This is a genomic window from Parafrigoribacterium soli (assembly GCF_040227235.1).
Lineage (GTDB): Bacteria > Actinomycetota > Actinomycetes > Actinomycetales > Microbacteriaceae > Parafrigoribacterium_A > Parafrigoribacterium_A soli.
The window spans coordinates 580,487-603,053 of the sequence record NZ_JBELNZ010000001.1 but is presented as its reverse complement, the minus strand read 5'-3'; the positions used below and the strand labels follow the sequence as shown (position 1 = coordinate 603,053).

The 22,567-nt window shown below is 68.1% G+C and carries 23 protein-coding genes and 1 tRNA gene; 14 read left to right on the top strand and 10 right to left on the bottom strand.

What is annotated here, in order from left to right:
- Positions 1 to 28: 28 nt before the first annotated feature.
- Entirely contained in the window at positions 29 to 469 is a 441-nt protein-coding gene (locus tag ABUA37_RS02900; protein WP_349897613.1) for a nuclear transport factor 2 family protein, read from the top strand.
- Positions 466 to 1,326, top strand: coding sequence for an SDR family oxidoreductase (locus ABUA37_RS02895; protein WP_349897612.1), 861 nt, complete (start codon positions 466 to 468; stop codon positions 1,324 to 1,326). Before ABUA37_RS02900 ends, ABUA37_RS02895 begins: the two co-directional genes overlap by 4 nt.
- 21 nt (positions 1,327 to 1,347) lie before the next feature.
- Here the strand turns inward: ABUA37_RS02895 and ABUA37_RS02890 are convergent, their stop codons facing one another.
- Positions 1,348 to 2,637 (bottom strand): hypothetical protein, encoded by a 1,290-nt coding sequence (locus tag ABUA37_RS02890; RefSeq protein ID WP_349897611.1) that lies wholly within the window; start codon positions 2,635 to 2,637, stop codon positions 1,348 to 1,350.
- A 106-nt stretch (positions 2,638 to 2,743) separates the two neighbouring features.
- On the opposite strand from ABUA37_RS02890, the gene ABUA37_RS02885 reads away from it, so the two are divergent.
- On the top strand, positions 2,744 to 6,502 hold the full coding sequence (locus tag ABUA37_RS02885; protein WP_407075330.1) for an AAA family ATPase: 3,759 nt from the start codon (positions 2,744 to 2,746) through the stop codon (positions 6,500 to 6,502).
- A gap of 3 nt (positions 6,503 to 6,505) precedes the next feature.
- A complete protein-coding gene (locus ABUA37_RS02880; protein ID WP_349897609.1) occupies positions 6,506 to 6,724 on the top strand; it encodes a hypothetical protein in 219 nt (72 codons plus the stop codon).
- A 115-nt stretch (positions 6,725 to 6,839) separates the two neighbouring features.
- Here ABUA37_RS02880 and mscL read toward each other — a convergent pair whose 3' ends face one another.
- From mscL to ABUA37_RS02865, 3 genes are read right to left on the bottom strand one after another with little or no spacing between them, the layout of a single operon-like run.
- Positions 6,840 to 7,289 (bottom strand): large conductance mechanosensitive channel protein MscL, encoded by a 450-nt coding sequence (gene mscL / locus ABUA37_RS02875; protein WP_349897608.1) that lies wholly within the window; start codon positions 7,287 to 7,289, stop codon positions 6,840 to 6,842.
- Between the two features lie 56 nt (positions 7,290 to 7,345).
- The gene (locus tag ABUA37_RS02870) at positions 7,346 to 7,687 is read right to left on the bottom strand and encodes an FmdB family zinc ribbon protein (RefSeq protein ID WP_349897607.1); all 342 of its coding nucleotides are present in this window, start codon (positions 7,685 to 7,687) and stop codon (positions 7,346 to 7,348) included.
- 29 nt (positions 7,688 to 7,716) lie between these two features.
- Positions 7,717 to 8,292, bottom strand: coding sequence for a 5-formyltetrahydrofolate cyclo-ligase (locus tag ABUA37_RS02865; protein WP_349897606.1), 576 nt, complete (start codon positions 8,290 to 8,292; stop codon positions 7,717 to 7,719).
- Positions 8,293 to 8,331: 39 nt separating this feature from the next.
- Between ABUA37_RS02865 and galU the strand changes: the two genes are divergently transcribed.
- The 3 genes from galU to ABUA37_RS02850 all read left to right on the top strand — a co-directional run bounded on the left by galU (position 8,332) and on the right by ABUA37_RS02850 (position 10,485).
- Positions 8,332 to 9,225 carry a UTP--glucose-1-phosphate uridylyltransferase GalU gene (galU, locus tag ABUA37_RS02860; RefSeq protein WP_349897604.1) on the top strand — a complete coding sequence of 298 codons (894 nt, stop codon included), beginning with the start codon at positions 8,332 to 8,334 and terminating at the stop codon, positions 9,223 to 9,225.
- Positions 9,226 to 9,229: 4 nt separating this feature from the next.
- The gene (locus tag ABUA37_RS02855) at positions 9,230 to 9,886 is read left to right on the top strand and encodes a GNAT family N-acetyltransferase (RefSeq protein ID WP_349897603.1); all 657 of its coding nucleotides are present in this window, start codon (positions 9,230 to 9,232) and stop codon (positions 9,884 to 9,886) included.
- A gap of 104 nt (positions 9,887 to 9,990) precedes the next feature.
- Positions 9,991 to 10,485 (top strand): pyridoxamine 5'-phosphate oxidase family protein, encoded by a 495-nt coding sequence (locus ABUA37_RS02850; RefSeq protein WP_349897602.1) that lies wholly within the window; start codon positions 9,991 to 9,993, stop codon positions 10,483 to 10,485.
- Positions 10,486 to 10,580: 95 nt separating this feature from the next.
- Here ABUA37_RS02850 and ABUA37_RS02845 read toward each other — a convergent pair whose 3' ends face one another.
- The 4 genes from ABUA37_RS02845 to ABUA37_RS02830 form a co-directional block, all read right to left on the bottom strand.
- Positions 10,581 to 10,877 carry a GNAT family N-acetyltransferase gene (locus ABUA37_RS02845; protein WP_349897601.1) on the bottom strand — a complete coding sequence of 99 codons (297 nt, stop codon included), beginning with the start codon at positions 10,875 to 10,877 and terminating at the stop codon, positions 10,581 to 10,583.
- Positions 10,878 to 11,191: 314 nt separating this feature from the next.
- Complete coding sequence (locus ABUA37_RS02840; protein WP_349897600.1) at positions 11,192 to 12,223, bottom strand: LLM class flavin-dependent oxidoreductase; 1,032 nt, start codon at positions 12,221 to 12,223, stop codon at positions 11,192 to 11,194.
- Positions 12,224 to 12,361: 138 nt separating this feature from the next.
- Positions 12,362 to 12,565 carry a DUF6186 family protein gene (locus ABUA37_RS02835; RefSeq protein WP_349897599.1) on the bottom strand — a complete coding sequence of 68 codons (204 nt, stop codon included), beginning with the start codon at positions 12,563 to 12,565 and terminating at the stop codon, positions 12,362 to 12,364.
- The gene (locus tag ABUA37_RS02830) at positions 12,562 to 13,191 is read right to left on the bottom strand and encodes a hypothetical protein (protein ID WP_349897598.1); all 630 of its coding nucleotides are present in this window, start codon (positions 13,189 to 13,191) and stop codon (positions 12,562 to 12,564) included. The genes ABUA37_RS02835 and ABUA37_RS02830 overlap by 4 nt, the downstream gene beginning before the upstream one ends.
- Before the next feature lie 180 nt (positions 13,192 to 13,371).
- On the opposite strand from ABUA37_RS02830, the gene ABUA37_RS02825 reads away from it, so the two are divergent.
- The 5 genes from ABUA37_RS02825 (at position 13,372) to ABUA37_RS02805 (ending at position 18,164) form a co-directional block, all read left to right on the top strand.
- Positions 13,372 to 14,298: a hypothetical protein gene (locus ABUA37_RS02825; protein WP_349897597.1), complete on the top strand. Its 927-nt coding sequence runs from the start codon at positions 13,372 to 13,374 to the stop codon at positions 14,296 to 14,298.
- A 51-nt stretch (positions 14,299 to 14,349) separates the two neighbouring features.
- Positions 14,350 to 14,422: transfer RNA gene (locus ABUA37_RS02820), tRNA-Ala, on the top strand.
- A 189-nt stretch (positions 14,423 to 14,611) separates the two neighbouring features.
- Entirely contained in the window at positions 14,612 to 14,980 is a 369-nt protein-coding gene (locus ABUA37_RS02815; RefSeq protein ID WP_349897596.1) for an ArsR/SmtB family transcription factor, read from the top strand.
- Positions 14,977 to 16,629: a SulP family inorganic anion transporter gene (locus ABUA37_RS02810; protein WP_349897595.1), complete on the top strand. Its 1,653-nt coding sequence runs from the start codon at positions 14,977 to 14,979 to the stop codon at positions 16,627 to 16,629. Before ABUA37_RS02815 ends, ABUA37_RS02810 begins: the two co-directional genes overlap by 4 nt.
- Complete coding sequence (locus tag ABUA37_RS02805; protein ID WP_349897594.1) at positions 16,626 to 18,164, top strand: multicopper oxidase family protein; 1,539 nt, start codon at positions 16,626 to 16,628, stop codon at positions 18,162 to 18,164. The genes ABUA37_RS02810 and ABUA37_RS02805 overlap by 4 nt, the downstream gene beginning before the upstream one ends.
- Here ABUA37_RS02805 and ABUA37_RS02800 read toward each other — a convergent pair.
- The gene (locus tag ABUA37_RS02800; RefSeq protein ID WP_349897593.1) at positions 18,161 to 20,287 is read right to left on the bottom strand and encodes a GMC family oxidoreductase; all 2,127 of its coding nucleotides are present in this window, start codon (positions 20,285 to 20,287) and stop codon (positions 18,161 to 18,163) included. The two genes, ABUA37_RS02805 and ABUA37_RS02800, sit on opposite strands and share 4 nt — an antisense overlap.
- A gap of 292 nt (positions 20,288 to 20,579) precedes the next feature.
- On the bottom strand, positions 20,580 to 21,059 hold the full coding sequence (locus ABUA37_RS02795; protein WP_349897592.1) for a MarR family winged helix-turn-helix transcriptional regulator: 480 nt from the start codon (positions 21,057 to 21,059) through the stop codon (positions 20,580 to 20,582).
- A 110-nt stretch (positions 21,060 to 21,169) separates the two neighbouring features.
- On the opposite strand from ABUA37_RS02795, the gene ABUA37_RS02790 reads away from it, so the two are divergent.
- Together ABUA37_RS02790 and ABUA37_RS02785 are read left to right on the top strand one after the other, a co-directional pair.
- Positions 21,170 to 21,640 carry a MaoC family dehydratase gene (locus ABUA37_RS02790; RefSeq protein WP_349897591.1) on the top strand — a complete coding sequence of 157 codons (471 nt, stop codon included), beginning with the start codon at positions 21,170 to 21,172 and terminating at the stop codon, positions 21,638 to 21,640.
- Positions 21,637 to 22,563, top strand: coding sequence for an SDR family NAD(P)-dependent oxidoreductase (locus tag ABUA37_RS02785; protein ID WP_349897590.1), 927 nt, complete (start codon positions 21,637 to 21,639; stop codon positions 22,561 to 22,563). Before ABUA37_RS02790 ends, ABUA37_RS02785 begins: the two co-directional genes overlap by 4 nt.
- Positions 22,564 to 22,567 lie beyond the last annotated feature (4 nt).

Here is a 22,567-nt window from a genome sequence, read left to right as displayed (position 1 = left end):
TACAGTGAACTGTAACAAAAGGACGGTCATGGATGCAAACGATGACCCGCGTGACGGGCCCAGAAGTCTGATTAAGCGGCTGCTGCGCGCAACCAATGAGCACGACATCGAGTCTCTCGTCGCGTGCTTCGCTTCCGATTACCGCAATGAGACACCCGCGCATCCGGCCCGTGGGTTCGTCGGACGGGATCAGGTGCGCCGCAACTGGGAACAGATCTTCGCCTTGGTCCCCGACGTGGCCGTCGAACTCGTGGGCTCTGCCGTGGATGGCGATACCGTCTGGTCCGAGTGGGAGCACTCGGGCACTCGAACCGACGGCTCGCGCCACCACATGCGCGGGGTATTGATTTTTGGCGTGGCCAACGGACTGGCCGAGTGGGCGCGGTTCTTTCTGGAGCCGGTCGACGACGGCGGCGTGAACGTGGATGTCGCGGTCGCCCGACAGGTTTCCGCCGCCGGTGCGCCGTGATTCTCGTTGCCGGCGGCACAGGGCGCCTCGGTCGCATGATCGTGGATCGGCTGGTCGGTCGCGGACTCGCCGTCAGGGTACTCACCCGCGACGTCGAGCATGCCCGGCCGCTGCTCGATGATCGGGTCGAGGTGGTCGCGGGAGATGTCCGAGATGACGCCTCCCTCGCCCTCGCCCTCGCCATGGCCGGGGTCGAGATCGTGGTGTCTGCCGTGCAGGGGTTCATCGGGCCGGGGAAGGTTACTCCGAGCACCGTTGACCGCGATGGCAACCTTAGGCTGATCGCCGCCGCGCGTGCGGTCGACGCCGAGGTCATCATGATGTCTGTGCTGGGCGCGGCCGCTGCGAGCCCGATTGAACTCTCCAGGATGAAATTTGCCGCCGAGGAGGAGTTGCGCCGGAGCGGCGTGCGCTCGACCGTGATCCGGGCGGCGCCCTTTCTGGACACATGGGTCGAGATTCTCGAAGCGACCGCTGTCCGATCGGGTCGCCCACTCGTCTTCGGGCGAGGCAACAATCCGATCAGCTTCGTCAGTGTCGGCGACGTCGCCGAGCTCGTGGAGCGAGTGGTCGTCGACCCGTCAACCCGTGGTTCGGTACTTCAGATTCGAGGCCCGAACGACCGCACGCTGAACCAGCTCGCAGCGGCGGTCCAGGCCAAAGCGGCACGCCGCGGTACGGTGCGGCACGTGCCCCCGCTGGCGCTGTCGCTGACCGCCAACACCATCGGGCGCATGAAGCCACAGCTTGGTCGCCAGGCGCGAATGGCCCTCGCGATGGACAGCGGGGACTTCACCTTCGACTCGACCGCCGATGGATTCACGGGCGCGATAGCTTCCCAGCCGTACGGGCGCTGAAATCGGGAACGTCTATGGAGCTCAGCGACTCATCGCGTCGTACCGGGCGAGGGCGTCCGCGTCGCGAGAGTACGTCGCCGAGTTGCGCGCCGTGTCGAGCGCGGTCACCGGGTCGGACTCGGCCTCGGCGATGGTGAGCAACCGCTGCGCCTCGGCGAGCCGGGTGCGCGCATCCGCCCCTACCCCACCGCGGCGGGCGTTGATGTAGTCGGCGGTCGTGGCGATCTGGCTCCGAGCGGTCAGCAGGGCGCCGACGAGCGCGGTGCGCGCGTGCTCCAGCCGCTGCGCCTGGTTGCGCGCCGTGCCCAGCGCGAGGTCGAGGGACGCGAGCGCCGCTTCGAGGCGCTGGATGCCTGAGGCCGGGTCGCCCACGGATGTCGGCGCCCCCAGTTCCGTGACGACTGCTTCCACGCCGCCGATCGCCTCGTTCACGGCGGCGCCGGTCGACGGGTCGGGCGGGGTGTCGCGCACGGCACGCGCCTCGGTGAGGTCGTCGCGGGTGCCGTCGACGAGCTTCTGCAGGCGCTCGCTGAGCGTGGCGAGAGTGGACGACAACCGCTCGATACCGTCGAGCGTCTGCGCGGCCTGGGCGACATCCTGCTGCGCCGAGCGAATCGACTCGGCCACCGGGCCAGCGTTGCCCGAGAGTCGAGAGGCCGCCTCATCCGCAGCGCTGCGCGCGGACGCCAGCAGCGCCTGCGCCCGCTCGACGCTGTCGCTCGCCGGGGCGATCGCCGCGGGGGAGTATCGCTGGCGCAGCTCCGCGAGGGTCTTCGAGCCAGCCGGGAGCCGGGCGGATGTCGCCGCAATGGCTCCGCGCACGGCGGCGAGGCTCGCCGGCGCATCCTTCTCGAGCGCGCGCCGCTCACCGAACGCGCGCTCCTGCTCGTCGAGACTCGACTGTGCCGCCTCGCACAGGTGCACGATGCGAGCGTTCCAGTCGTGGGTCTGCGTCGCCGTGTCCGGTGTCGAGTCGTCGAGGCGTTGCTTCAGCGTGAAAGCCTCGATGAGTTTCGCCCTCGCATCCGAGAGCACGGCGGCGAACTCCCGGGTTTCCTCCTCGCCGAACTGGGCGACCGCGAAGCCGAGCTCGTCGGCGCCGTTCTTCACCGCGTCATCCACCCGAACCAGCAGGATGCTCGCCCGCGTCGCGAGCGCACGCGGGTCATTGCCCTGCGCCGCAACGGTGCCCCGGCGGCGGAACAGGATCGCGAATCCCGTGCCCACTGCTGCGACGAAGATCACGACGAACGTGAGAAGGGCGATCGACCCCGCACCCAGCAGGTCGACAGCCTCGGCGGCGGAGCTCATGGGCCGTAGTTTACGAGAGCGGGCATCGCAGCCGCTGCACGGGCACTATCCGCGAAACCCCGCGCGCATCCCGGCAAATACAAGGCTGCACCTTTAAGGTAACGGTGTGTGGCGTGCGGATAGACAACGTGTACCGGAAGACGATCTACCGGGGTCCGAGAACAACGCTGCCCACGCGGAGCATCAGGTGACAGCACCACACGCACTCAGTCTCGGGGATCCGAACTTCACGGCGGCTAATGTGGCCGACCCGATCAGGCAGAGCTGGCGCGACCAGCTCGCCGCCATCGGTGGCACCTCGCCGCTGCTGCACTTCGTCGACACCCCTCGCACGCGCATCGAACTCAGCGCAACGCATCCGGGTGGGCTCGCGCAGTTCATCACGGGCAAGACCACCCTGCTCTCGAGCCTCATCCGCGACGACCTCGCGCTCAGGGCCGCCAAGATCGCTGCCGGGGAGATCGCCTCGAAGGGGCTCGAACTCGCCACGGCGCGCGGCATCGATGCCATCCACCTGGGCATTGGCATCGCAGAATGGCAGCACGACGACGTCGAATACCGGGCGCCGGTGCTGCTGCGTCCGCTCGCCATCCGTCGTTACGGCCGTGACTTCAAGGTGAAGCTGCGGGGCGCCCCCTTCCTCAACCCGGGACTTGCCAGCGCGCTCAAGGAGCAGTTCCAGATCGAGCTCGACGCAGACGCTTTTGTGGCGCTCGCGGAGCAGGACGGCTCGTTCAAGCCGAACCCCGTCATCGACCGACTGCGCGGACTGACCGCACACCTGCAGTGGTTCAGCGTTCAGCCCCGACTGGTCGTCTCCTCCTTTGCGGATGTCGCCCCAGCGATGCACACGGATGCCGCGCAACTCGAGCACCCGGTGCTCGATGCGCTCGCGGGAAACGCGTCGGCGAAGTGGGCCGTGCAGGAGGGCTACGCACCGGTCGAGCCGCAGCACCCGGACCAGCGCACGCCGGAGACCGACACCCTGCTCCTCGACGCGGACGCCGAGCAGGAGAACGTTGTCGCCCAGATTGCGGCCGGAAATTCGGTAGTCGTGAAGACGCTTCCGGGCACGGGAGGCACCCAGACCATCGTCAACGCGATCGGCTGCCTTGTCTCGCAGAACAAGCGCGTGCTCGTCGTCGGCCCGCGTCGCGCGGCTCTCGCCGGCATCGCTCAGCGGTTCGGCGACGTCGGACTGGGCGGCTTCGCGGTCGCACCGGCCTCGCTCAGGCGCGACCTCATCCGCTCGATCGGTCGCAACGAGAAGGCCGTGCAGCCGCAGCTCACCGAGGTCGATGACGCCCTCGTGCGACTGCGCAAGGTGCTCGTCGACTACCGCGGTGCCATCGTGCGCCAGGACCCAGACCTCGGGGTCTCCGTGCTCGACTGCGTCACCGAGCTCTCGCGCCTCGCGCTGCTGCCGAAACCTCCGGCAACGACGGCGCGACTCGACCGCAGTTCCGTGGAGTTCCTGGCGCGCGATCGCAGCCGCGCCGCGGAAGCGATCGTGAAGGCGGCAACCCTCGGCGAGTTCAAGTACGGCCCAGCGGATTCTCCCTGGTACCGCGCGAACTTCGCCAGTAGCGACGACGCGATGGGCGCGCACCAGCTCGCCAAGCGGCTGCACACCACAGACCTTCCCGCGCTGCTCGAACGTGCCAACGTGCTCATCGACCGCACGCGCATGCGACCGTTCGAGAACATCTTCGAACTCGGCGTGTACCTGCGACTGCTCATCGACATCCGCGACACCCTCGATCGCTTCCTGCCCGTGGTCTTCGACCGCTCGCTGAGCGAGCTCATCGCCGCCACCTCGCCCCGCAAAGACGCGCCAGAGATGTCGAGCGCGAACCGTCGCAGGCTCAAGAAACTCGCACGTGAGTACATCCGACCCGGCGTGCACGTGAGCGACGTGAACGAATCGCTCGTGCGCATCCAACACCAGCGGATGCTGTGGCAGCGTTTCGTCGCCGCGGGCGTCGGACCCGAGGTGCCGGTCGGCATCGCGGACGTGCAGGTCGCGTACCAGCAGGTGTCGCAGGATCTCACGAGCCTCGACGAGCCGCTCGGCGTAACCGATCAGCAGGCGCAGCTCATCCACCTGCCCATCGCGCAACTGTTGCGCAAGGTCGAGGGTCTCGCCGCGGACTCGGAGGTGCTGCACAACCTGCAGGAGCGCAGCATCCTTCGCACCACACTGCAGCAACTGCGACTCGACCCCCTGCTCGACGACCTCGCCGCGCGACACGTGCCAGACGATCAGGTCGCCGCCGAACTCGAACTCGCCTGGTGGCAGTCGGCGCTCGAGTCCCTGCTCGAGGCCGACCGGGCACTGCTCGGTGCGAACACCTCCGTTCTCGACCGGCTCGAGAGCGACTTCAGGCTCGTCGACGAGGCCCACGCCGCGGGCAGCGCACACCTGCTGGGCTGGCAGCTCGCGGAGAACTGGCAGATCGGGCTGGTCGACTGGCCGGATGAGGCGGCGGCGCTCAAGCGCGCCCTGCGTGGCGACCACCTCGACTCCGCAGCGCTGCAGGAGGCCGCACCGCACCTCTCGCGCACGATCGCGCCGGTCTGGCTCGCCTCGCCGTACGAGGTCGCGTCGATCACCGACCGCATCCGATTCGACACCGTGATTCTCGTGGATGGCGGCGCGATGACGCTCGCCGAGACCGTGGGCGCCATTCGTCGCGCAAAGCAGGCCGTCGTCTTCGGCGACCCGGTCACGCAGACTCCGGCGCCGTTCAGCATCGCCATCTCCGAGACCGAGTCGGATGATGCGGAGGTCACCGATGAGTTCCTCGACGAGCTGCACGCCGGTTCGGCCCTGGCGACCCTCGGCACGCTGCTGCCCACCCTCACGCTCACCCGCAGCTACCGCGCGGGCGGCGAAGACCTTGCCGAGCTCGTCAACCGCCGCTTCTACGCGGGCAAGATCGATTCGCTCCCGTGGGCTGGCAGCTTCCTCGGGCATCCGAGCATCCGCCTCGACTACGTCGCGGCAGGGTCGGGGATGCCGGACCTAGAGACCGGAGCGGTCGAGAGCGTTGACGCAGAGGTGGAGCGCGTCGTCGACCTCGTGCTCGATCACGCCGAGAAGCGCCCGCACGAGTCGCTCATGGTCATCACCGCGAGTGCCAAGCACGCCGTGCGCGTGCAGCAGGCCGTGCTCACGGCGATCGTGACGCGCCCCGAGCTCAACGACTTCATCCTCGGCGATCGGGCGGAGCCGTTCACGGTGACGACGATCGAGCAGTCTGTGGCGCAGAGCCGTGACCGCGTGATCTTCTCGATCGGTTTCGGCCGTACCCCGCACGGCCGCATGCTCTCCGACTTCGGCTCGCTCGGCAAGCCCGGGGGCGAGCGACTGCTCGCGGTCGCGATGACTCGGGCCCGCCGCGCGCTCGTGATCGTCGCCTGCTTCACCCCGGAGGACATTGACCGCGACCGGATGCACCATGGCGTGATCGCCCTCGCCGAGGTGCTCGAAGACATCGGTGCGCGCACCGCGAGCGAGCCGATCCCGGACGACAGCGATCCGATGCTCGTCGACCTGGCGCAGCGGCTCGAGTACCGCGGCCTTCGCGTCGCGCTCGGTCACCGCGGCAAGCTCGGGCTCGTCGCGTCGCACGAGGGCATGTGCCTCAGCATCGAGACCGACAGCCTCCTGCACGGAACGAGTCTGCGCGAATCGCTCAGGCTGCGCCCCGACATGCTGCGCCGCCTCGGCTGGCACTACCTGCGCGTGCACGCCTTCGAGCTTTTCAGTGACCCGGATGCCGTGGCCGACCGCATCACCACCATGCTCGGTGCGTCAACGGCCCCGATCACCGAGCCCATCGCCATCGTGCAGCAGCGTTAGCTCGTGGCGCCCTCGGCCGACGAGGAGCCGCGCGACCCCGACCTCCCGCACGCTCCCGCTTCAGACTCCTCGCCGCGCCGTCGCGCGCGCCGAAGGGTCACGACCGAGCCCGCGCCCGGCAGCGACCCGACTCCGCAGAAGGAACCGCCGCGCCACTCGGAGCACGAGAACGACGAGCGCCTCAAGCGCGACACCCCGCCCCACTGGGGCTACCGCTTCTAGCCCCTGCCGGTCGAGCTTGTCTAGACCGAGGGCTGCCGTTTGTCGCGACGGCTGCCGCGCAATCAGGCGCCCTTGCGACAAACGGCAGCCGTCGCGGCCTACTTGACCAGCGACGTCACAGCGCCGCGTGCTTCCCGTCCGATGCCGCATCCGTCGTGCCCTTGGCGAGCAGGTCGCGGATCTCGGCGAGCAACTGCAGCTCGTCCGGCGGAACCTCGGCATCCGAGGCACCCGCATTGCGCTTGGCCTCGGCACGTCGCTTCATGTAGTTGATCGGCATGACCAGCGCGAAGTAGACGGCCGCGGCCACCAGGAGGAACTGGATGAGCGCTGCGACGAGCGCACCGAAGAGCAGGTGCGCAGGCTTGCCGCCGGAGAGCGAAGGGATGTCGACGATCCAGGCCGTCTTGAGGCTGTCTGCGCTGAACAAGGCACCGAGGGCGGGGTTGATCAGACCTTCCACGAGTGCATTGACGATTGCGGTGAACGCGGCACCAATGACGACCGCAACAGCGAGGTCGATCACGTTGCCGCGCATGATGAACTCTTTGAATCCCTTGAGCATGGTCTCAGTCCTTACTCTCGTAGTGAACCAATTGTCACGTGTGGAGCGGCCCGAAGCTACTTTTTCGCGGAACCAGCGGCGCCGACTCCGCCGCCGGATGCCGCCGGGGCGGCCTTCGGCTTGTCGGCCTTCGAGCCACCGTCGCTGCCTGATGACGTCGAACTCGAGGAACTGCTCGACTTCGAAGGCGATGAACTCGGCACGCTGTCGCTCGACTTCGCGCGGGAGTCCGTGCGGTAGAACCCTGAGCCGTTGAAGGTCACGCCGATGGAATTGAAGACCTTGCGAAGCTGCGGCTGGCCGCAGTTCGGGCAGACGGTGAGGCTGTCATCCGTGAACGCCTGGTACTGGTCGAACGCGAAATCGCAGTTCGCACAGCGGTACGAATAGGTGGGCACGAAAAAACCTCCATGCAGAAAGGGAAAAGCTAGAAGGTGACGATCGCGTTCGGTGTCACAACACCGTTCACCCGCTTGTCGTGGACCTCGCTCGGCACGCTGTCAACCAGCTCACTGTCGAAAATCACAGCATAGACCGGCGGGCACTTCTCCATCGAACCGAGCGTGCGGTCGTAGTAGCCGCGACCCCAGCCCATTCGCATTCCCGTGCGGTCCACGGATGCCGCAGGCACGAGGATCAGATCGACATCGTTGATCACGATCGGGCCCAGCAGCTCACCCACGGGTTCAGGCCATCCGAACTGTCCCTCGGTCTCGTCCCCGGTCGCCACGACCCAGTCGAGCAGACCGTCGTCGCGTGAGACCGGCGTGAGCACTCGGATGCCCTCGCGCTCCGCCCATTCGAGGAAACCGCGCACATTTGGCTCGTCGGCGGTCGGCAGGTAGGCCGCGACGGACCGCGCTCCGATCCTGCGCGTCAACTCGGCGAGGTGCCCGGTCAGCGCCGTGGTCGCGCTCTCGCGTTCTGAGGACGTCATGTTGCGCCGACGCTCGCGTAACTCCGCTCGCAGGGCGCGCTTCTGGTGGCCTTCGTCACCGCTCATGCAGCCATCTTATGCAGGGTATGCCGTTACCCTAGCGATATGGCATTCACGATAACGAAGGCAGTAATCCCGGCCGCGGGCCTCGGCACCCGGTTTCTACCCGCAACGAAAGCGATGCCGAAGGAGATGCTGCCGGTCGTTGACAAGCCGGCCATCCAATATGTGGTCGAAGAGGCCGTTGCCGCAGGCCTCAACGACGTGCTGATGATCACAGGCCGCAACAAGACGGCACTTGAGAACCACTTCGACCGGGTGGGCGAACTTGAAGCACGACTCGAGGAGAAGGGTGATACCGCCAAGCTCGAGAAGGTCAACTTCTCCACCGAGCTCGCCGAGGTGCACTACGTGCGGCAGGGTGACCCGCTCGGTCTCGGCCACGCGGTGCTGCGGGCGAAGATGCACGTCGGTAACGAACCCTTCGCCGTGCTTCTGGGTGACGACATCATCGACAGTCGCGACGTGCTGCTCTCCCGCATGCTCGAGGTGCAGGCGCAGCGAGATACCACCGTGGTTGCTCTGCTCGAAGTCGACCCTTCGCTCGTTCACCTGTACGGCATCGCCACGGTCGAGGCCACCGACGACGACGACGTTGTACGCATCACCGGAATGGTCGAGAAGCCGAGCGCTGAGGAGGCTCCGTCGAACCTGGCGATCATCGGACGCTACGTGCTGAAGCCCGAGATCTTCGACATCCTCGAGAAGACCGAACCCGGCAAGGGCAACGAGATCCAGTTGACGGATGCGCTTGAGACGCTCGCCGCCGACGTTTCCATTGCCGGCGGCGTATACGGGGTGGTTTTCCGCGGCCGTAGGTATGACACCGGTGACCGTCTCGACTACATCAAGGCGATCGTGCAGCTTGCCGTCGAGCGAGACGACCTGGGCCCGGAACTGCGCCCGTGGCTGAAGGATTTCGCGAGCACGCTGGCCTAGATACGTGGCAACTCCCATTCAGACGCTCCACGAGGGACGCGTCACGATCCGGCCGATCCGGCTGCGGGATGCGCGCGCGCTGGAACGCGAGCTGCTCGACAACCGTGGGTGGTTGCGCAAGTGGGAGGCGACCAACCCGCACGGGCCGATGAATTTCGACGTGCGAGCTGGCATCCGCGGTCTTCAGGCGAACGCTCGGGCCGGCTTCGGCCTGCCGTTCGCGATCGAGTACGACGGGCAGCTCGCCGGTCAACTCAACGTCTCGGGTATCAGTTACGGCTCGCTGTCGTCGGCGACGATCGGCTACTGGGTGTCAGAGCGTTTTGCGGGCAAGGATGTCACGCCCACGGCCGTTGCGCTCGCGACCGACTACTGCTTCTTCCAGGTGGGGCTGCACCGCATGGAGATCTGTATCCGCCCGGAGAACGCACCGTCGCTGCGGGTGGTCGAGAAGCTCGGGTTTCGCTACGAGGGGCTGCGGCGCCGCTACATCCATATCAACGGGCAGTGGTGCGATCACTTCTGTTTCGCCCTCGTGGCGGAGGAGCTGCCGATGGGCGTGCTGCGCCGCTGGAAGGACCACCGGGTGCCCGAGGGTGCGGGCACGGTTCCGGATGCCGACCGCGCGGCCGCGCAGGTGCCGGGAGTGCAGCTCGGCTAGTCGCTGCGTTCGCTGAGCAGCCACCCGTTCGCTGAGCCTGTCGAAGCGCTCACGTTCGCTGAGCCTGTCGAAGCGATGTCCGACGCTCGGCTTAGGCTCCAGTCATGTACGAGACCGAAGGCGAGATCGCCGCGCTGGACGCGCTCATCGACGTGTCACGCGCAGGTGGTACGAACCATCTTCGCGAGATCATCACGGGCGAGCACGTCATGCGAGCGCAGGATGTCGTGGATTCCCTGACCGGCATGAAGGTGCTGAGCCTCGCCACGGTCACGGCGAAGGGCGAGCCGCGCGTGAGCGCCGTCGACGGTCACTTTCTGCACGGCAGCTGGACCTTCGGAACGGATGGCGGTGCCGCGAAGGCGCGGCACCTCGCCGCACGGCCTGCGGTGAGCGCGGCGCACATCGACGGTGAACGGCTCGCTGTGTTCTGCCACGGCACGGCCGTGCGGCTGACCCCGAGCGACGCCGACTGGGCCGAGACGATTGAGCACTGGACGAAGCACTACGGAACCGATCCCACCACCTGGGGCGACGACATCCGCATGTACCGCATCGAGCCGAGCTGGCTCGTCGGCTATCGGGGTGCACGCGACTGATGAAGCTCGATCTCCGTACTCGGTCGCGCGGCGGGCTGCGCTTGGCGGTGGCGTGGTGAAGGTGACGTTGTCGCTGGCGCGAGTCGGTGAGGAGGTCAGAGGTCTCGAGCCAGTTCACTCTCGCGGCCGGTCGACCCCGCAATCGTCAGGCCCGTTGCGCGGAACCCCACCCGCTCGTAGGCCCTTTGCGCGCGCAGGTTATCGGAGTGCACGTAGAGCCGCGCACGGTGCAGGCCGCGCTCACCAACCCAGGCGAGTGCTCCTGTGAGGAGGCGATCGATGGTGCCTGTGCCGCGGAACTCCGGGTCAAGATAGACGCCGACGACCATTCCCCCCGAGGTTTTGACCTCCTGTCCTTCGAAGTCTCGCTCGCCGGCGTGCTCGATGAGCACCTTACGGTGCCGACCCAGGCGCGGCCCTCCGTGACGGCGACGAACTGGCGGGCCTCCGCATCCGGCCCAGCGTCTGCGGACGCGGCACTGGTGCGCTGCTGCCAGAACTCGTCTGGTCGCGACAATGCTTCGTCGACGGTGTCTACGAAGGCGATGGTGGCGGCGTCATCGTGCAGGGCCTGCAGTCGCAGCGCGCGAACCTCGCGCCACTCGTGGTCGCGTATCGGGCGAACGGTGATGGTTTCCACCGCTCTATCTTCGGGCACGCCGAGCGTGGGGAACGGTTCGGAATCACCCGAGCGCGAGGTCTATGCTCAGCGCCAGCCGAGCGCCGGTGCGATATCCCGCACGATGGTCTCGAGCAGGTGTGTGTTGTACTCGACGCCGAGCTGGTTGGGCACCGTGAGCAACACCGTGTCTGCGGATGCGACCGCGGCATCCTTCAGCAGTTCCTCGACGATCGCATCGGGCTCACCGACATAGGTCTTGCCGAAGCGCGCGATGCCGCCGTCGATGTAGCCGACCTGGTCGCTGCGCTCGCCGTCGGCCATTCCGCCGAAGTACTCCCGGTCGACCTCGGTCGTGATCGGCAGGATGCTGCGGCTTACCGACACCCGGGGCTCGAAGTCGTGGCCCGCGCTCGCCCAGGTGTCGCGGAACAGGCCGATCTGCTCGGCCTGAAGCTCGTCGAATGGCACCCCCGTGTCTTCGGTGAGCAGTGTCGAGCTCATGAGGTTCATGCCCTGCTCGGCCGTCCAGACCGCGGTTGCGCGGCTTCCCGCGCCCCACCAGATGCGCTGGGACAGGGTCTCCGAACGCGGCTGGATTGCGAGCGCGCCCGACATGCCGGTCATCTGCGGGTTGGCGTTGGCGACGCCTGCACCGGCGATCGCCGCACGGAACAGCGCGGTGTGTGCGCGGGCCATGTCGGCATCCGTTCTGCTGTCGTCGGAGCCCGCATCGGGCACGTGGCCGAACGACTCGTAGCCGCGCAGGGCGGTCTCGGGTGATCCGCGGCTCACTCCGAGCTGCAGTCGACCGCCGCTGATGAGGTCGGTGGCCGCGGCCTCTTCCGCCATGTAGAGCGGGTTCTCGTAGCGCATGTCGATCACGCCGGTGCCCATCTCAATGCGGCTCGTGCGGGCTGCGATGGCCGCCAGCAGCGGGAAGGGCGAGGCGAGCTGCCGCGCGAAGTGATGCACGCGCACGTAGGCGCCGTCGATGCCGAGCTCCTCGGCGGCAACCGCGAGGTCGATGGTCTGCAGCAAGGCGTCGCTCGCGGTTCGCGCCTGCGCTCCGGGGGAGGGCTGCCAGTGGCCGAAGGAGAGGAACCCGATGCGCTTCATGATCCGTTCAGCGTACGCGCGTTGCCCCCTATTCCCGCCGCGCTATCCCGGCCCCGTTGACTCATGCGAGATGCCAGTTGTGGGTGCCATGGCGCGGGAATAACCCCCACAAGTGGCATCTCGCGGGTCGAACGGGCTTCACACAGTCTGGCCGACGAGGAAGTGCCAACCGAGCCACCACCAGAACAACAGGATGCCGATGCGGGCCGAGCGGGTCGCCATCACCCGCTCGAGGAGGGTGCCCACGGGCGCGAGGTCGTCGGGCCTCCGTCGGGCGAGCAGCTCAAGCACGACGGCGGCGACGGCGCAGACGAGGAATCCCGCGATAGTGATGTCTCTCATCGTCGGCCCCGCCGTCGCAGCAGGGAGACCCCGAGAAGCAGCCAGAGCACCGTGAAAGCGGCTCGTCCCTCGAAGCTGTCGAGCATCGGATCGAAGAGCTCCGAGATGCTCGGATGAGCGTTCGCCGCCGCAGGGGACGGCAGGCCGAGCAGGAACGAGGTGACCTCCCACAGGCAGCAGACCACGCCCACGGTGCTCCACAGGATCGCCGCTCGTCGCACGGCCGGGGACATCGTGGTGCGGGGCGTGCTCGTGACCTCGGTCGTGGTGCCGGTTGGGCCAGCGGCCGATCCCCACGCGAAGACCAGCACCGTCAGGCCGATCGCGGAGACGATGATCCCCTCGACGACGCTGTGGCGCGGGGCGAGCACGAGAGCGATCGTGAGCGGGATGCCCGCGGCGAGGAGCCAGGCCGCGCGTGGCCTCGCTGCGCCGGACACGCGAAGCCAGCCCAGGGCATCCGCCAGCAGGAGGGCTGCGATGCAGAGGAAGAATGCCGCGTCGATCGGGGCGCCGCGGAAGAGTTGGAAGAGTCCGGTGGTGACGAGGATGAGCGTCCAGGGCTGGGCGAGGCGGCGGAGGGTTGTCGATTTCCCCGCCGTCCGAGGGGCCGCATCCGGACGCATGCGCACAGGCTACGCCCGCTCTCGGGCCCGGCCTATGGCCGTGAGATGCCAGTTGTGGGTGCCATGGCGCGGGAATAACCCCCACGACTGGCATCTCGCGTCGGGAATGAGGGGCGGTCGGGTGCGGACACACCCTCCGCGCGGCGGCCGATAAGCGCTACGGCCTCGTACCTTAGGTGCATGGGAGTAGATGGATTCGGTTCGAGCATCGTCATTGCGCTCGCCGCGCTGCTCTGGCTCGCCTACCTCGTGCCCACCTGGTTCCGCCGCCGCGAGTATCTGGCGACAGAGCGCAACGCGGTGCGACTGCAGCAGACGCTGAGGATCATGGCCGAGACAGCGGAGCTGCCCGAGCAGGTGCGCGCCGAGACCTCGGCCCGAAGCGCCGCGGCCCAGGAGAAGCTGCTGCGCGCGCAGCAGGTGCGCGAGGCCGCCGCTGCCCGAGCAGAACTCGCCGCCGCCGATCGCGCCGCGACGCGCCAGCTCGCGGCGCGCCTCCCCGCACTGTCAGCGGATGTCGCCCCCGGCTCGACCGCGTCCCGCCGGCTCCGCAGGTCCAGGGCCCTCACCTCGCTCGTGCTCCTCGCCGCACTCGTCACCGCGGGCTTCGGCGTGGCGCCGCTGATGGCAGGCAGCTGGCTGTTGCTCGCCTCGGCATCCGTCGTCGCGCTCGGCGCTCTGGCCATGCTCGGCCAGATGTCCGCCGTCGCTCGCGCCAGGGCCGAGCTCGCCCGCGGCATGCGCGTGCGCAGCGAACCCGTGCGCGTCACGGTGAAGCTGCAGGAGCCGCCGGCCGAACCGCTGCGCAACTCAAGCTGGACTCCCGTGCCGCTGCCGAAGCCGCTCTACCTCTCGCGTCCGCAGCCCGACCGTGCTCTCGAGACCTCGCTGGATGCCGCTGCCGAACTCCGCGACGCGGCCGCCGCAGCCGAGCGCCGCCTTCGTGAGGCTCACGAGTCTCCCGAGGTGACCCCGATCATCCGTCCGGCCGCCGCGCCCGCAGCCCCGAGCCGTTTCGCCCGCATGGGCTACCTCGACGAGGTCGAGTCGGTGACAACCGATCTGGATGCCGTGCTGCAACGCCGCCGTGCATCCGCAGCGGGTTGACCGGAACGTCAAATCTCGCCCCCGCGCGCGTGATAACGTAGCTACGCACTAGGGCCCTTGGCGCAGTTGGTAGCGCGCCTCGTTCGCATCGAGGAGGTCAGGAGTTCGAATCTCCTAGGGTCCACCCAGCGCTTCTCTCGTGACAGCGCGCCTGCCTCTGTGACTCGGCGCCGCGACACTTGCGTGCCGCGACACTCGACGCCGTGACACGTCCCCGCTGCGGCTGCGCTTCGTCGTGTTCTGTCCCGTCCGATATGATGGATTCATCATTCCATCTATTCATTCGACGAACACGAGGCGAGGAGCGTGAGGTGTGACCGTGCTCGGTGACAAGGAGCGACCGCTCTACGAGATCAAAGCGAACCTGTTCAAGGGGCTCGCTCATCCGTATCGCATCCGCATTCTGGAGATCCTGTCTGCCTGCGATGAGGCCTCGGTCGCGCAGATGCTCGCGGACACCGGTCTCGAGGCCTCGCACCTCTCGCAGCATCTCGGTGTGCTGCGCCGATACCGGCTGGTCCTGTCCGAGCGCAGGGCGAGCGTCGTCTACTACCGCCTCGCTTTCCCCCAGGTCGCAGAATTGCTGCGGGTCGCCCGGCAACTGCTCTCCGAGGTGCTCAGCGTGTCCCAGGAACAGCTCACCTCGGTGCGGGACCTGCCCGCCATCCCCAGCGCTCCATGAGCCCGCCCGCCCGCGCCTCTCTCAGCGCCCTCCTGCCCAGCGCCGGAGACTACCGCGGACTCCGTTCCAGTTGGCGCGGCGATGTGATCGCGGGTGTCACGGTCGGCATCGTCGCGTTGCCGCTGGCCCTGGCATTCGGAGTCAGTTCCGATGCCGGAGCCGAAGCGGGGCTGGTCACGGCGATCGTCGCGGGGCTGATCGCCGCGGTCTTCGGCGGATCCAATGTTCAGGTTTCCGGGCCTACCGGCGCGATGGTCGTGGTGCTCGCGCCGATCGTCGCCAGCCACGGTGTCGGAGCGGTGGCAATCGTCAGCGTGTTCGCCGGCATCATCGTGCTCGTCGCCGGAGTCCTGCGTCTCGGCCGCACCGTGAGCTACATTCCGTGGCCGGTGATCGAGGGCTTCACCATCGGCATCGGCATCATCATCTTCCTGCAGCAGGTTCCGGCCGCGGTCGGTGTGAGCGGTTCGGGCCGCAGCACGAATGCGGTCGTGGCGGCGTTTGAATCGCTCGCGGCGGCCGACTGGCCCATCGCGCTGGTTCCCCTCGCCGTCGTCGCGGCGGTGGCTCTCGTGATGGTGGTTCTGGGGCGGGTGAGCGGGCGCCTTCCCGCATCCTTCATCGCGATCGTCGTCGTGACCACGGCAGCCGCGCTCCTGGTACTTCCCCTCGCGACGATCGGGGAGTTGCCGCACTCGTTGCCCGCGCCATCCCTGCCCTGGGCGGACCTGGGTGGCCTCGCCGCGCTCGCGGGTCCGGCTTTCGCCGTGGCCGCTCTGGCCGCGATCGAGTCCCTGCTGTCCGCCAGGGTGGCCGCGTCGATGGCGGATACCGGGCCGTACAACGCGGATCGCGAGTTGGTCGGTCAGGGCCTGGCCTCGATCGTCTCGGGGTTCTTTGGCGGTATGCCTGCGACCGGCGCGATCGCGCGCACCGCCGTCAACCTGCGTTCGGGCGCGCGAACCCGACTTGCGGCCGTCGTCCACGCCCTCGCCCTGCTGTTCGTGGTCTACCTCGCTGCGACCGTCGTTGCCATCATTCCGCTTGCAGCGCTCTCGGGTGTCTTGATGGTGACGGCGGCGAGGATGGTCTCACCGAGAGTGGTCCGCATGGTCGTGCGATCCACGAGATCGGATGCTGTCGTCTTCGTCGTCACCGCGATCATCACGGTGAGCTTCGACCTCATCGTCGCCGTCGGCATCGGAATCGCCGTCGCCGCCTTCTTCGCTCTGAGGGCACTCAGCGCCGCGAGCGGCGTGCATCGAGAGGAGCTTGCGGGCGAGCCCCAGCCCGGCGATGAACGGATCGCCCTCTTCCGGATCGATGGTTCGCTGTTCTTCGGCGCCGCCGAGCGCCTGCTCGAGCGCATCGCGGGCCATGGTGGCATCGAGGTGGTGATTCTGCGGCTGTCACAGCTTCAGCTCATCGACGCGACCGGGGCGCACACGCTGAGCGAGCTCGTCGCCGCTCTCGAGCAGCGCGGCGTCACAGTGCTGATCAAGGGGGTGCGGCCGCAACATCTCCAGCTCCTCGATCGGCTCGGCGTCATCGGTTCGCTGCGGCACTCGAACCACCTGTTTGCCGAACTGGCGCCGGCCGTCGATCACGCGCGCTCGCACATCCGGCGTGCCGCCGCGACGCACACATGAGCGCCACCGAGTCGCCCGCGGTGCACCCCGGACCGGATGGCCCCGGACCCGTTCGGATCAGTCGGCGGACGGCACTGCTCGGCCTCGGTGGTCTTGCGCTCGTCGGAGTCGGCGGGTGGTGGATCACCGACGGCATTCCGCGCAATGAGGGCAGTTCATTCTCGTCATCTCTGGCGATTCCGCCGCTGCTTCCCTCGGAGCGCGTGGGAGACGAACGGGTGTTCAGACTCAGTGCGCAGCAGGGTGCGGCCGAACTTGTTCCCGGGGTCTCCTTCGCCACGATGGGGTTCAACGGTGTCTACCTCGGCCCGACGATTCGCGCCACGAGGGGTGAGCGGGTGCGCATTCACGTCACGAACCGCATGGAACTGCCGACCACCGCGCATTGGCACGGGATGATTCTTCCCGCCAGCCAGGACGGAACACCGCACCAGACGATCATCCCGGGAGCCACCTGGACCGCTGCGTGGCGCATCGACCAGCCCGCAGCGACGCTCTGGTACCACCCGCATCCTCACGGGCAGACGGAATTGCAGGTGGGGCGCGGACTCGCCGGGCTCTTCCTCGTCGATGATCCGGCTTCCGATCCCGGGTTGCCCGCCGAGTATGGCGTCGACGACATTCCGCTCATCCTGCAGGACGTGACAGTCGTGCCCGGCGGAACGCAGGCGGGAACGCCGACCCAGTCACCGATCGGCCGGCTAGGCAACACCGTCGTAGTCAACGGCACCCACCATGCTCGGTTCAGTGCCACCACGACCCTCGTGCGATTCCGCATCCTCAACGCATCGACCGCGCGTTGCTACAACCTTGAACTCTCGACCGGAGACACGTTCATGCTCGTCGGCACAGACGGAGGCCTGCTCGCGACACCCAGATCGCTGAACTCGCTCCTGCTCTCGCCCGCTGAGCGCGCCGAGATCCTCGTGCGCGTTCCAAAGGACGCCGACATCGTGTTGCGCTCAGCCCCGTACGACCTCGGGATGAGCGCGGGCGACAACATCTATTCGGGCGCGGAGGACCATCTCGATATCCTGCGCATCACGGGTGCTGCGACAAGTGATCAAGGCATCGCCGTTCCCCGGTCGCTCCGCGCGGTCACGCCGCCTTCACGCACGGATGTCGTGGTCACTCGACATTTCACGCTCGGCGATACGACCATCAACGGTCGCACCATGGACATGAGCCGCATCGACACGGTCGTGGCCGCGGGAGCGGTCGAGAGCTGGATCGTGACCAACACCTCGAGCCGCGCGCACAACTTCCACATCCACGGCACCCAGTTTCACGTGCACTCGATGAATGCTCGGCCGTCGCAGGCGAAGGACTCGGGTCGGAAGGACACGGTGTTCATTCCGCCGCGCGGCGTCGCCGAACTGCTCGTACCGTTCAGTGGATTCGTCGACCCGACGACTCCGTACATGTATCACTGCCACCTGCTCTGGCACGAGGACCAGGGGATGATGGCCCAATACGTCATCACCGCCGATGGGGGCGAACCGTCGATGAGCATGGACCATGCCGGGGGACACTAGCCGGCCTCGGCGCGCCACTCCTCCGCGAGCTTCGTCGCGTTGCGGTAGGCCAGCGCCATGATCGTGAGCACGGGGTTCACGCCGCCGTTGGTCACGTGCACCGAGCCGTCGGCGATCAGCACATTCGGATGTCCCCAGACGCGACCCCAGCGGTCGGTCACGGAGGTGCTCGGGTCGTCACCCATGCGGCAGGTGCCGGCCTGATGCTGGCCACCGCTCGGTCCCTCCGGACGCTCGTCCGCGTTCATCCGGAACACGCGAGCGGCACCGCTCGCCTCGAGCCACTCGGCGGCGCGGTCGGCGAGCATGTTCGCGGCGCGGCGGTCTTCTGGGTGGATGTCGCCGCTCAGGAGCGCGACGGGCGAACCGAAGCGGTCGCGCACCTCCGGGTCCACGCGCACGCGCGACTCGGGGTTCGGGATCTCCTGGACGGGGCCGAAGACCATCAGCATCCTCGACAACAGCTCGCGCATGCCGCGCTTGCTGTCGGCGCCGAAGCGGTCGATCACGCCGAGCGTCGAGAGCGTGTGCCAGACGTTGAGCGGCGTGGGCACGAAGTCGTTGGCGATCATGCCGCCGCCGATGATTCCCGGGACGTTGTGGCGGAAGTCGGTGGAGGAGATCGACGGGCCAGGCCCGAGACCGTCCTGCACGACCTCGTCGAAGAGCGAGACGGCCCCCGCGTAGACATGGGCCTGCAGGTTGCGTCCCACCTGGTCGTGCGCGTTGCCGAGGCCATCCGGCTCGCGACCGTGTGCGCTGTTGAGCAGCAGCCGGGCGGTTTCGATGGCGCCCGCGGCGACGACGATCCGATCGGCGAACACCTCACGGCGGCGCACCTCGCCCGCGACGAGCGCGACCACGCTCACGCCCACCGCGGCGCCCGCCGCATCGGTGAGGATGCGCTCGGCGGTCACCCGCGTCAGCATGGCGCAGCGGCCGGTGGTGATCGCGCGGGGGAGCGCGGTGTTGAACGAGCCGTTCTTCGCCGCCGCGTGGCAGGCGTATCCGACGCAGAGCGCGCACCGCACACACGCGGGCCTGCCGTTGTGCGGCACCGAATTGATGGCGAGCGGCACCGGGCCCGTGCGCATCCCGAGCCGAACGGCACCCGTGGCCAGCACCGAGCCATCCAGGGTCTGCGCCTGCGGCGGCATCGGGTAGTCCCGGGCGCGAGGGCCGGCGAAACGATCGTGCCCCTGCTCGCCCGACACTCCGAGTTCCCGCTCGGCTCTGTCATACCAGGGCTCGAGGTCGTCGTAGGAGATCGGCCAGTCGGCGAGTGAGCTGCCGTCGGGAACGCCGTAGGTCGACGCCATCCGGAAGTCCTCGGGGCTGAAGCGCCAGGTCTGCGCGCCGAACACGCGGGTGCCGCCGCCGACGGCCATCGCGTTCGCGCTCCAACGCGGGTCGGGCGGATACACGGTCTGCCTTCCCGTGGACGTTTCGATCACCCGGGGGTCACCCATCGGATCCGCGCCCGTTCTCGTCGGCAGGCCCGAGATGGAACGCTCGCTGCGGAGCAGGTCGAGCGGCAGTTCCTCGGACGAAAGGGACTCGCCGCGCTCGACGAGCAGCACCGACATGCCGGCCTCCGCGAGCACCTGCGCCGCCGCCGCGCCGCCTGCGCCGGCTCCGACGATCACGGCGTCGTAGCGCTCGGCCGCCTCGTCAAAGGCGATGGTCGGCGCAACCACCTCCTCGGGACCAGGCCACTCGGCCCCTGCGGGCAGCACGCGGAATCCGGTCGCCGCCCAGCCTGCCGGGCCGGAACCGTCTGCGCCTCGCGCCGCGTAGTAGCCCTCGGCGCAGAGCAGCGCGAGCAGGTCGATGGCCTCAACGAGCCCGTCTCCCGAGGCGAGGGTGCGCAGAAGCTCGTCCTGCTCGGGCTGCGCCATCCGCTCGAACGGAACGCCCCGCGTGGCGCTCGCTTCGGCGCCGATCGCGTCGATGGCGGCGGCGAGGGCGCGCATCCGATCGCTGCGGTCTGTGACGAATTGGCCGGCGATGAACTCGACGACTCCCGCCTCGGTGCCGGAGGGGAAGCCGTCGGCCGGCAGCATGCACTCCACGATCGCCCGAAGAGTGGCGTCGTTCGACCAGTCGCTTTCGACGGACCTCATATTCCGTGTTCCCCTTTGATCACAGCTCCGACCAGGTTGGTCGAGGATACCGCGGCGGAGTCCTCGTCACGAGTTAGCCGCCGTATCCGCCCGTGCTCTCGCGGGAGTAGGCGCGGCGGGGCGGTACGACGTTCGCCCCACTGAGCCTGATCGCCTACGCGCTCGCATACCTCGGATGGCGCGCCGTGCGCTCGCGTGCCGCACGGCCCGCCGCGGTGCTCGCGCTCGCGCTCATGCACCTGGTCGTCGTTGTGACCGTCGTCACCGCCGCACAGCGGGTGGCACCGGTGCGCTAGGCGTCGACCGCACTCACGTCGGACGGGGTGCGCGACAATTCCACGAGCGCGTCCCGACACGCACGCAGAACGCGCACCAGCTCCACAGTCTCGCCATCACCGAGGGCCTGCGTCATCTGCGACTCAAGCCGCATGACATCCGGCGCGAGCGCCGCGACGCGTTCCGTGCCGAGTTCGGTGATGTAGAGCAGGAACTGCCGCCCGTGGCCAGGATCCTTCTCGCGACGGACGAAGCCGGCATCGATGAGCCCGGTCACGGTCTCGGCCATCGTCTGCGCGCGAACAAAGGAACGTCGGGCCAGTTCCGACGAAGTGATGCCGGGCCTGCTCTGCAGCACGGTGAGCGCCGTATAACCCCCGGTGGAGATGCCCTGCTCCGCAATGTACTCGTCGAATGGCCGCCGCAGGCCGGACTCGACCTGCTTGACGAGATAGATGAGGTACCCCTCTGGGTACCCCGTGCGGGGGTTGGTCATGCCTGGTCCGTTCATGAGAAAGGCGACTCGGTCGAGCCGTCTCGACTTGTGGCAGTGTTTCAGGTAGCCTGAATCATAGTCTTATTGCAATGGCGCAGAGGAGTTGACGCATGACCTCGACAACTGAGGATAGTCTGACCGTCCCGATCGAAGAGCTTCCCACGGTGGTGGGGCGATCGTTCGGACCTTCGTCGTGGAGGACGATCACCCAGGAGGAGGTGGCGGCCTTCGCCGAACTCTCCGGCGACAAGAACCCCGTGCACCTCGATCCGGTCTTCGCCGCGTCGACACCGTTCGGCGGCACCATCGTGCACGGTTATCTCACGCTCAGCCTTGTTGTGCCGCTCATGGCCGAGGTGTTCGAGGTCACCGGGATGAGCGTCGGCATCAACTACGGGATCGACCGTCTGCGTTTCCCGGCCCCGGTGCTCGTGGGCTCCCGCATTCGCGTCGTCGGCGAGGTTCTCTCGGTCGACGAGGTCGCGGGCGGCTTCCAGGTGGCTCCGCGCGTGACCTTCGAGATCGAGGGCGGCGCAAAGCCCGCCTGCGTCGTCGACATGGTGCTGAGGTACTACCGGTGAGCGCCGCAGAGGGCGCTCCCATCGACCTCAGCGGTCGCGTCGCGGTCGTCACGGGCAGCGGTCGAGGCCTCGGCCGCTCCTATGCGGTTGCACTCGCGAGCGCCGGCGCCGCCGTGGTCGTGAACGACGTCGACGCGGATGCCGCCGAAGAGACCGCGCAGCTCGTGCGTTCGGCAGGCGGTCGGGCCGCAGTGGTCGTCGCCGCGGTCGGCTCCTCCGAGACCGCCGACCTCCTCGTCTCCACCGCCGTCGCCGAGTTCGGCAGGCTCGATGTCATGATCGCCAACGCGGGAGTGCTGCGCGACCGGGTCATGTGGAAGATGAGCGACGACGACTTCGACCTGGTCGTCGCCACCCACTTGCGCGGCGCCTTCACCTGCGGTCGCGCGGCGGCCGTGCACTTCAAGGAAGCGGGCGAGGGCGGGCGCATCATCCTCATCGGCTCGCCCGCCGGGCAGTTCGGCAGCTTCGGGCAGACGGCCTACGCGGCCTGCAAGGCCGGCATCGTCGCGATGGCGCGCACCTGGTCGCTCGAACTCGCTCGAGCGGAGGTCACCGTGAACGCGGTCATCCCCACCGCCATGACCGCGATGACGGGCACCATGCCGATCTACGCCGAGGTCTACGAGAAGTTCCTCGCAGGCGAGCCGCTGCCGCCGATCGTACGGCGCGAGCACGCGCTCGGTTCCCCGGATGACGTGGCCGCGCTCATCGTCTGGCTCTCGTCCGCAGACTCCGCCTCGGTCACCGGCCAGGCGATCGGACTCGGCGGCGACCGCCTCACCCTCTACGCGCACCCCTCGGTGCTCGAGACCCGGGATGCCGACGGCGGCTGGAGCGCCGAGGGCATCCGCGACGTGTGGAACAGTGAGCTCGCGCCGCACGCGCAGCACTCCGGTCCGACCTTCGCTCCGCTGGACTGAGCGC

Coding starts and splice junctions, on each gene's coding strand:
- ABUA37_RS02900 (WP_349897613.1), top strand. CDS start 29: ATGGATGCAAACGATGACCCGCGTGACGGGCCCAGAAGTCTGATTAAG.
- ABUA37_RS02890 (WP_349897611.1), bottom strand. CDS start 2,637: ATGAGCTCCGCCGCCGAGGCTGTCGACCTGCTGGGTGCGGGGTCGATC.
- mscL (WP_349897608.1), bottom strand. CDS start 7,289: ATGCTCAAGGGATTCAAAGAGTTCATCATGCGCGGCAACGTGATCGAC.
- ABUA37_RS02865 (WP_349897606.1), bottom strand. CDS start 8,292: ATGAGCGGTGACGAAGGCCACCAGAAGCGCGCCCTGCGAGCGGAGTTA.
- galU (WP_349897604.1), top strand. CDS start 8,332: ATGGCATTCACGATAACGAAGGCAGTAATCCCGGCCGCGGGCCTCGGC.
- ABUA37_RS02850 (WP_349897602.1), top strand. CDS start 9,991: ATGTACGAGACCGAAGGCGAGATCGCCGCGCTGGACGCGCTCATCGAC.
- ABUA37_RS02840 (WP_349897600.1), bottom strand. CDS start 12,223: ATGAAGCGCATCGGGTTCCTCTCCTTCGGCCACTGGCAGCCCTCCCCC.
- ABUA37_RS02835 (WP_349897599.1), bottom strand. CDS start 12,565: ATGAGAGACATCACTATCGCGGGATTCCTCGTCTGCGCCGTCGCCGCC.
- ABUA37_RS02830 (WP_349897598.1), bottom strand. CDS start 13,191: ATGCGTCCGGATGCGGCCCCTCGGACGGCGGGGAAATCGACAACCCTC.
- ABUA37_RS02825 (WP_349897597.1), top strand. CDS start 13,372: ATGGGAGTAGATGGATTCGGTTCGAGCATCGTCATTGCGCTCGCCGCG.
- ABUA37_RS02810 (WP_349897595.1), top strand. CDS start 14,977: ATGAGCCCGCCCGCCCGCGCCTCTCTCAGCGCCCTCCTGCCCAGCGCC.
- ABUA37_RS02805 (WP_349897594.1), top strand. CDS start 16,626: ATGAGCGCCACCGAGTCGCCCGCGGTGCACCCCGGACCGGATGGCCCC.
- ABUA37_RS02800 (WP_349897593.1), bottom strand. CDS start 20,287: ATGAGGTCCGTCGAAAGCGACTGGTCGAACGACGCCACTCTTCGGGCG.
- ABUA37_RS02795 (WP_349897592.1), bottom strand. CDS start 21,059: ATGACCAACCCCCGCACGGGGTACCCAGAGGGGTACCTCATCTATCTC.
- ABUA37_RS02790 (WP_349897591.1), top strand. CDS start 21,170: ATGACCTCGACAACTGAGGATAGTCTGACCGTCCCGATCGAAGAGCTT.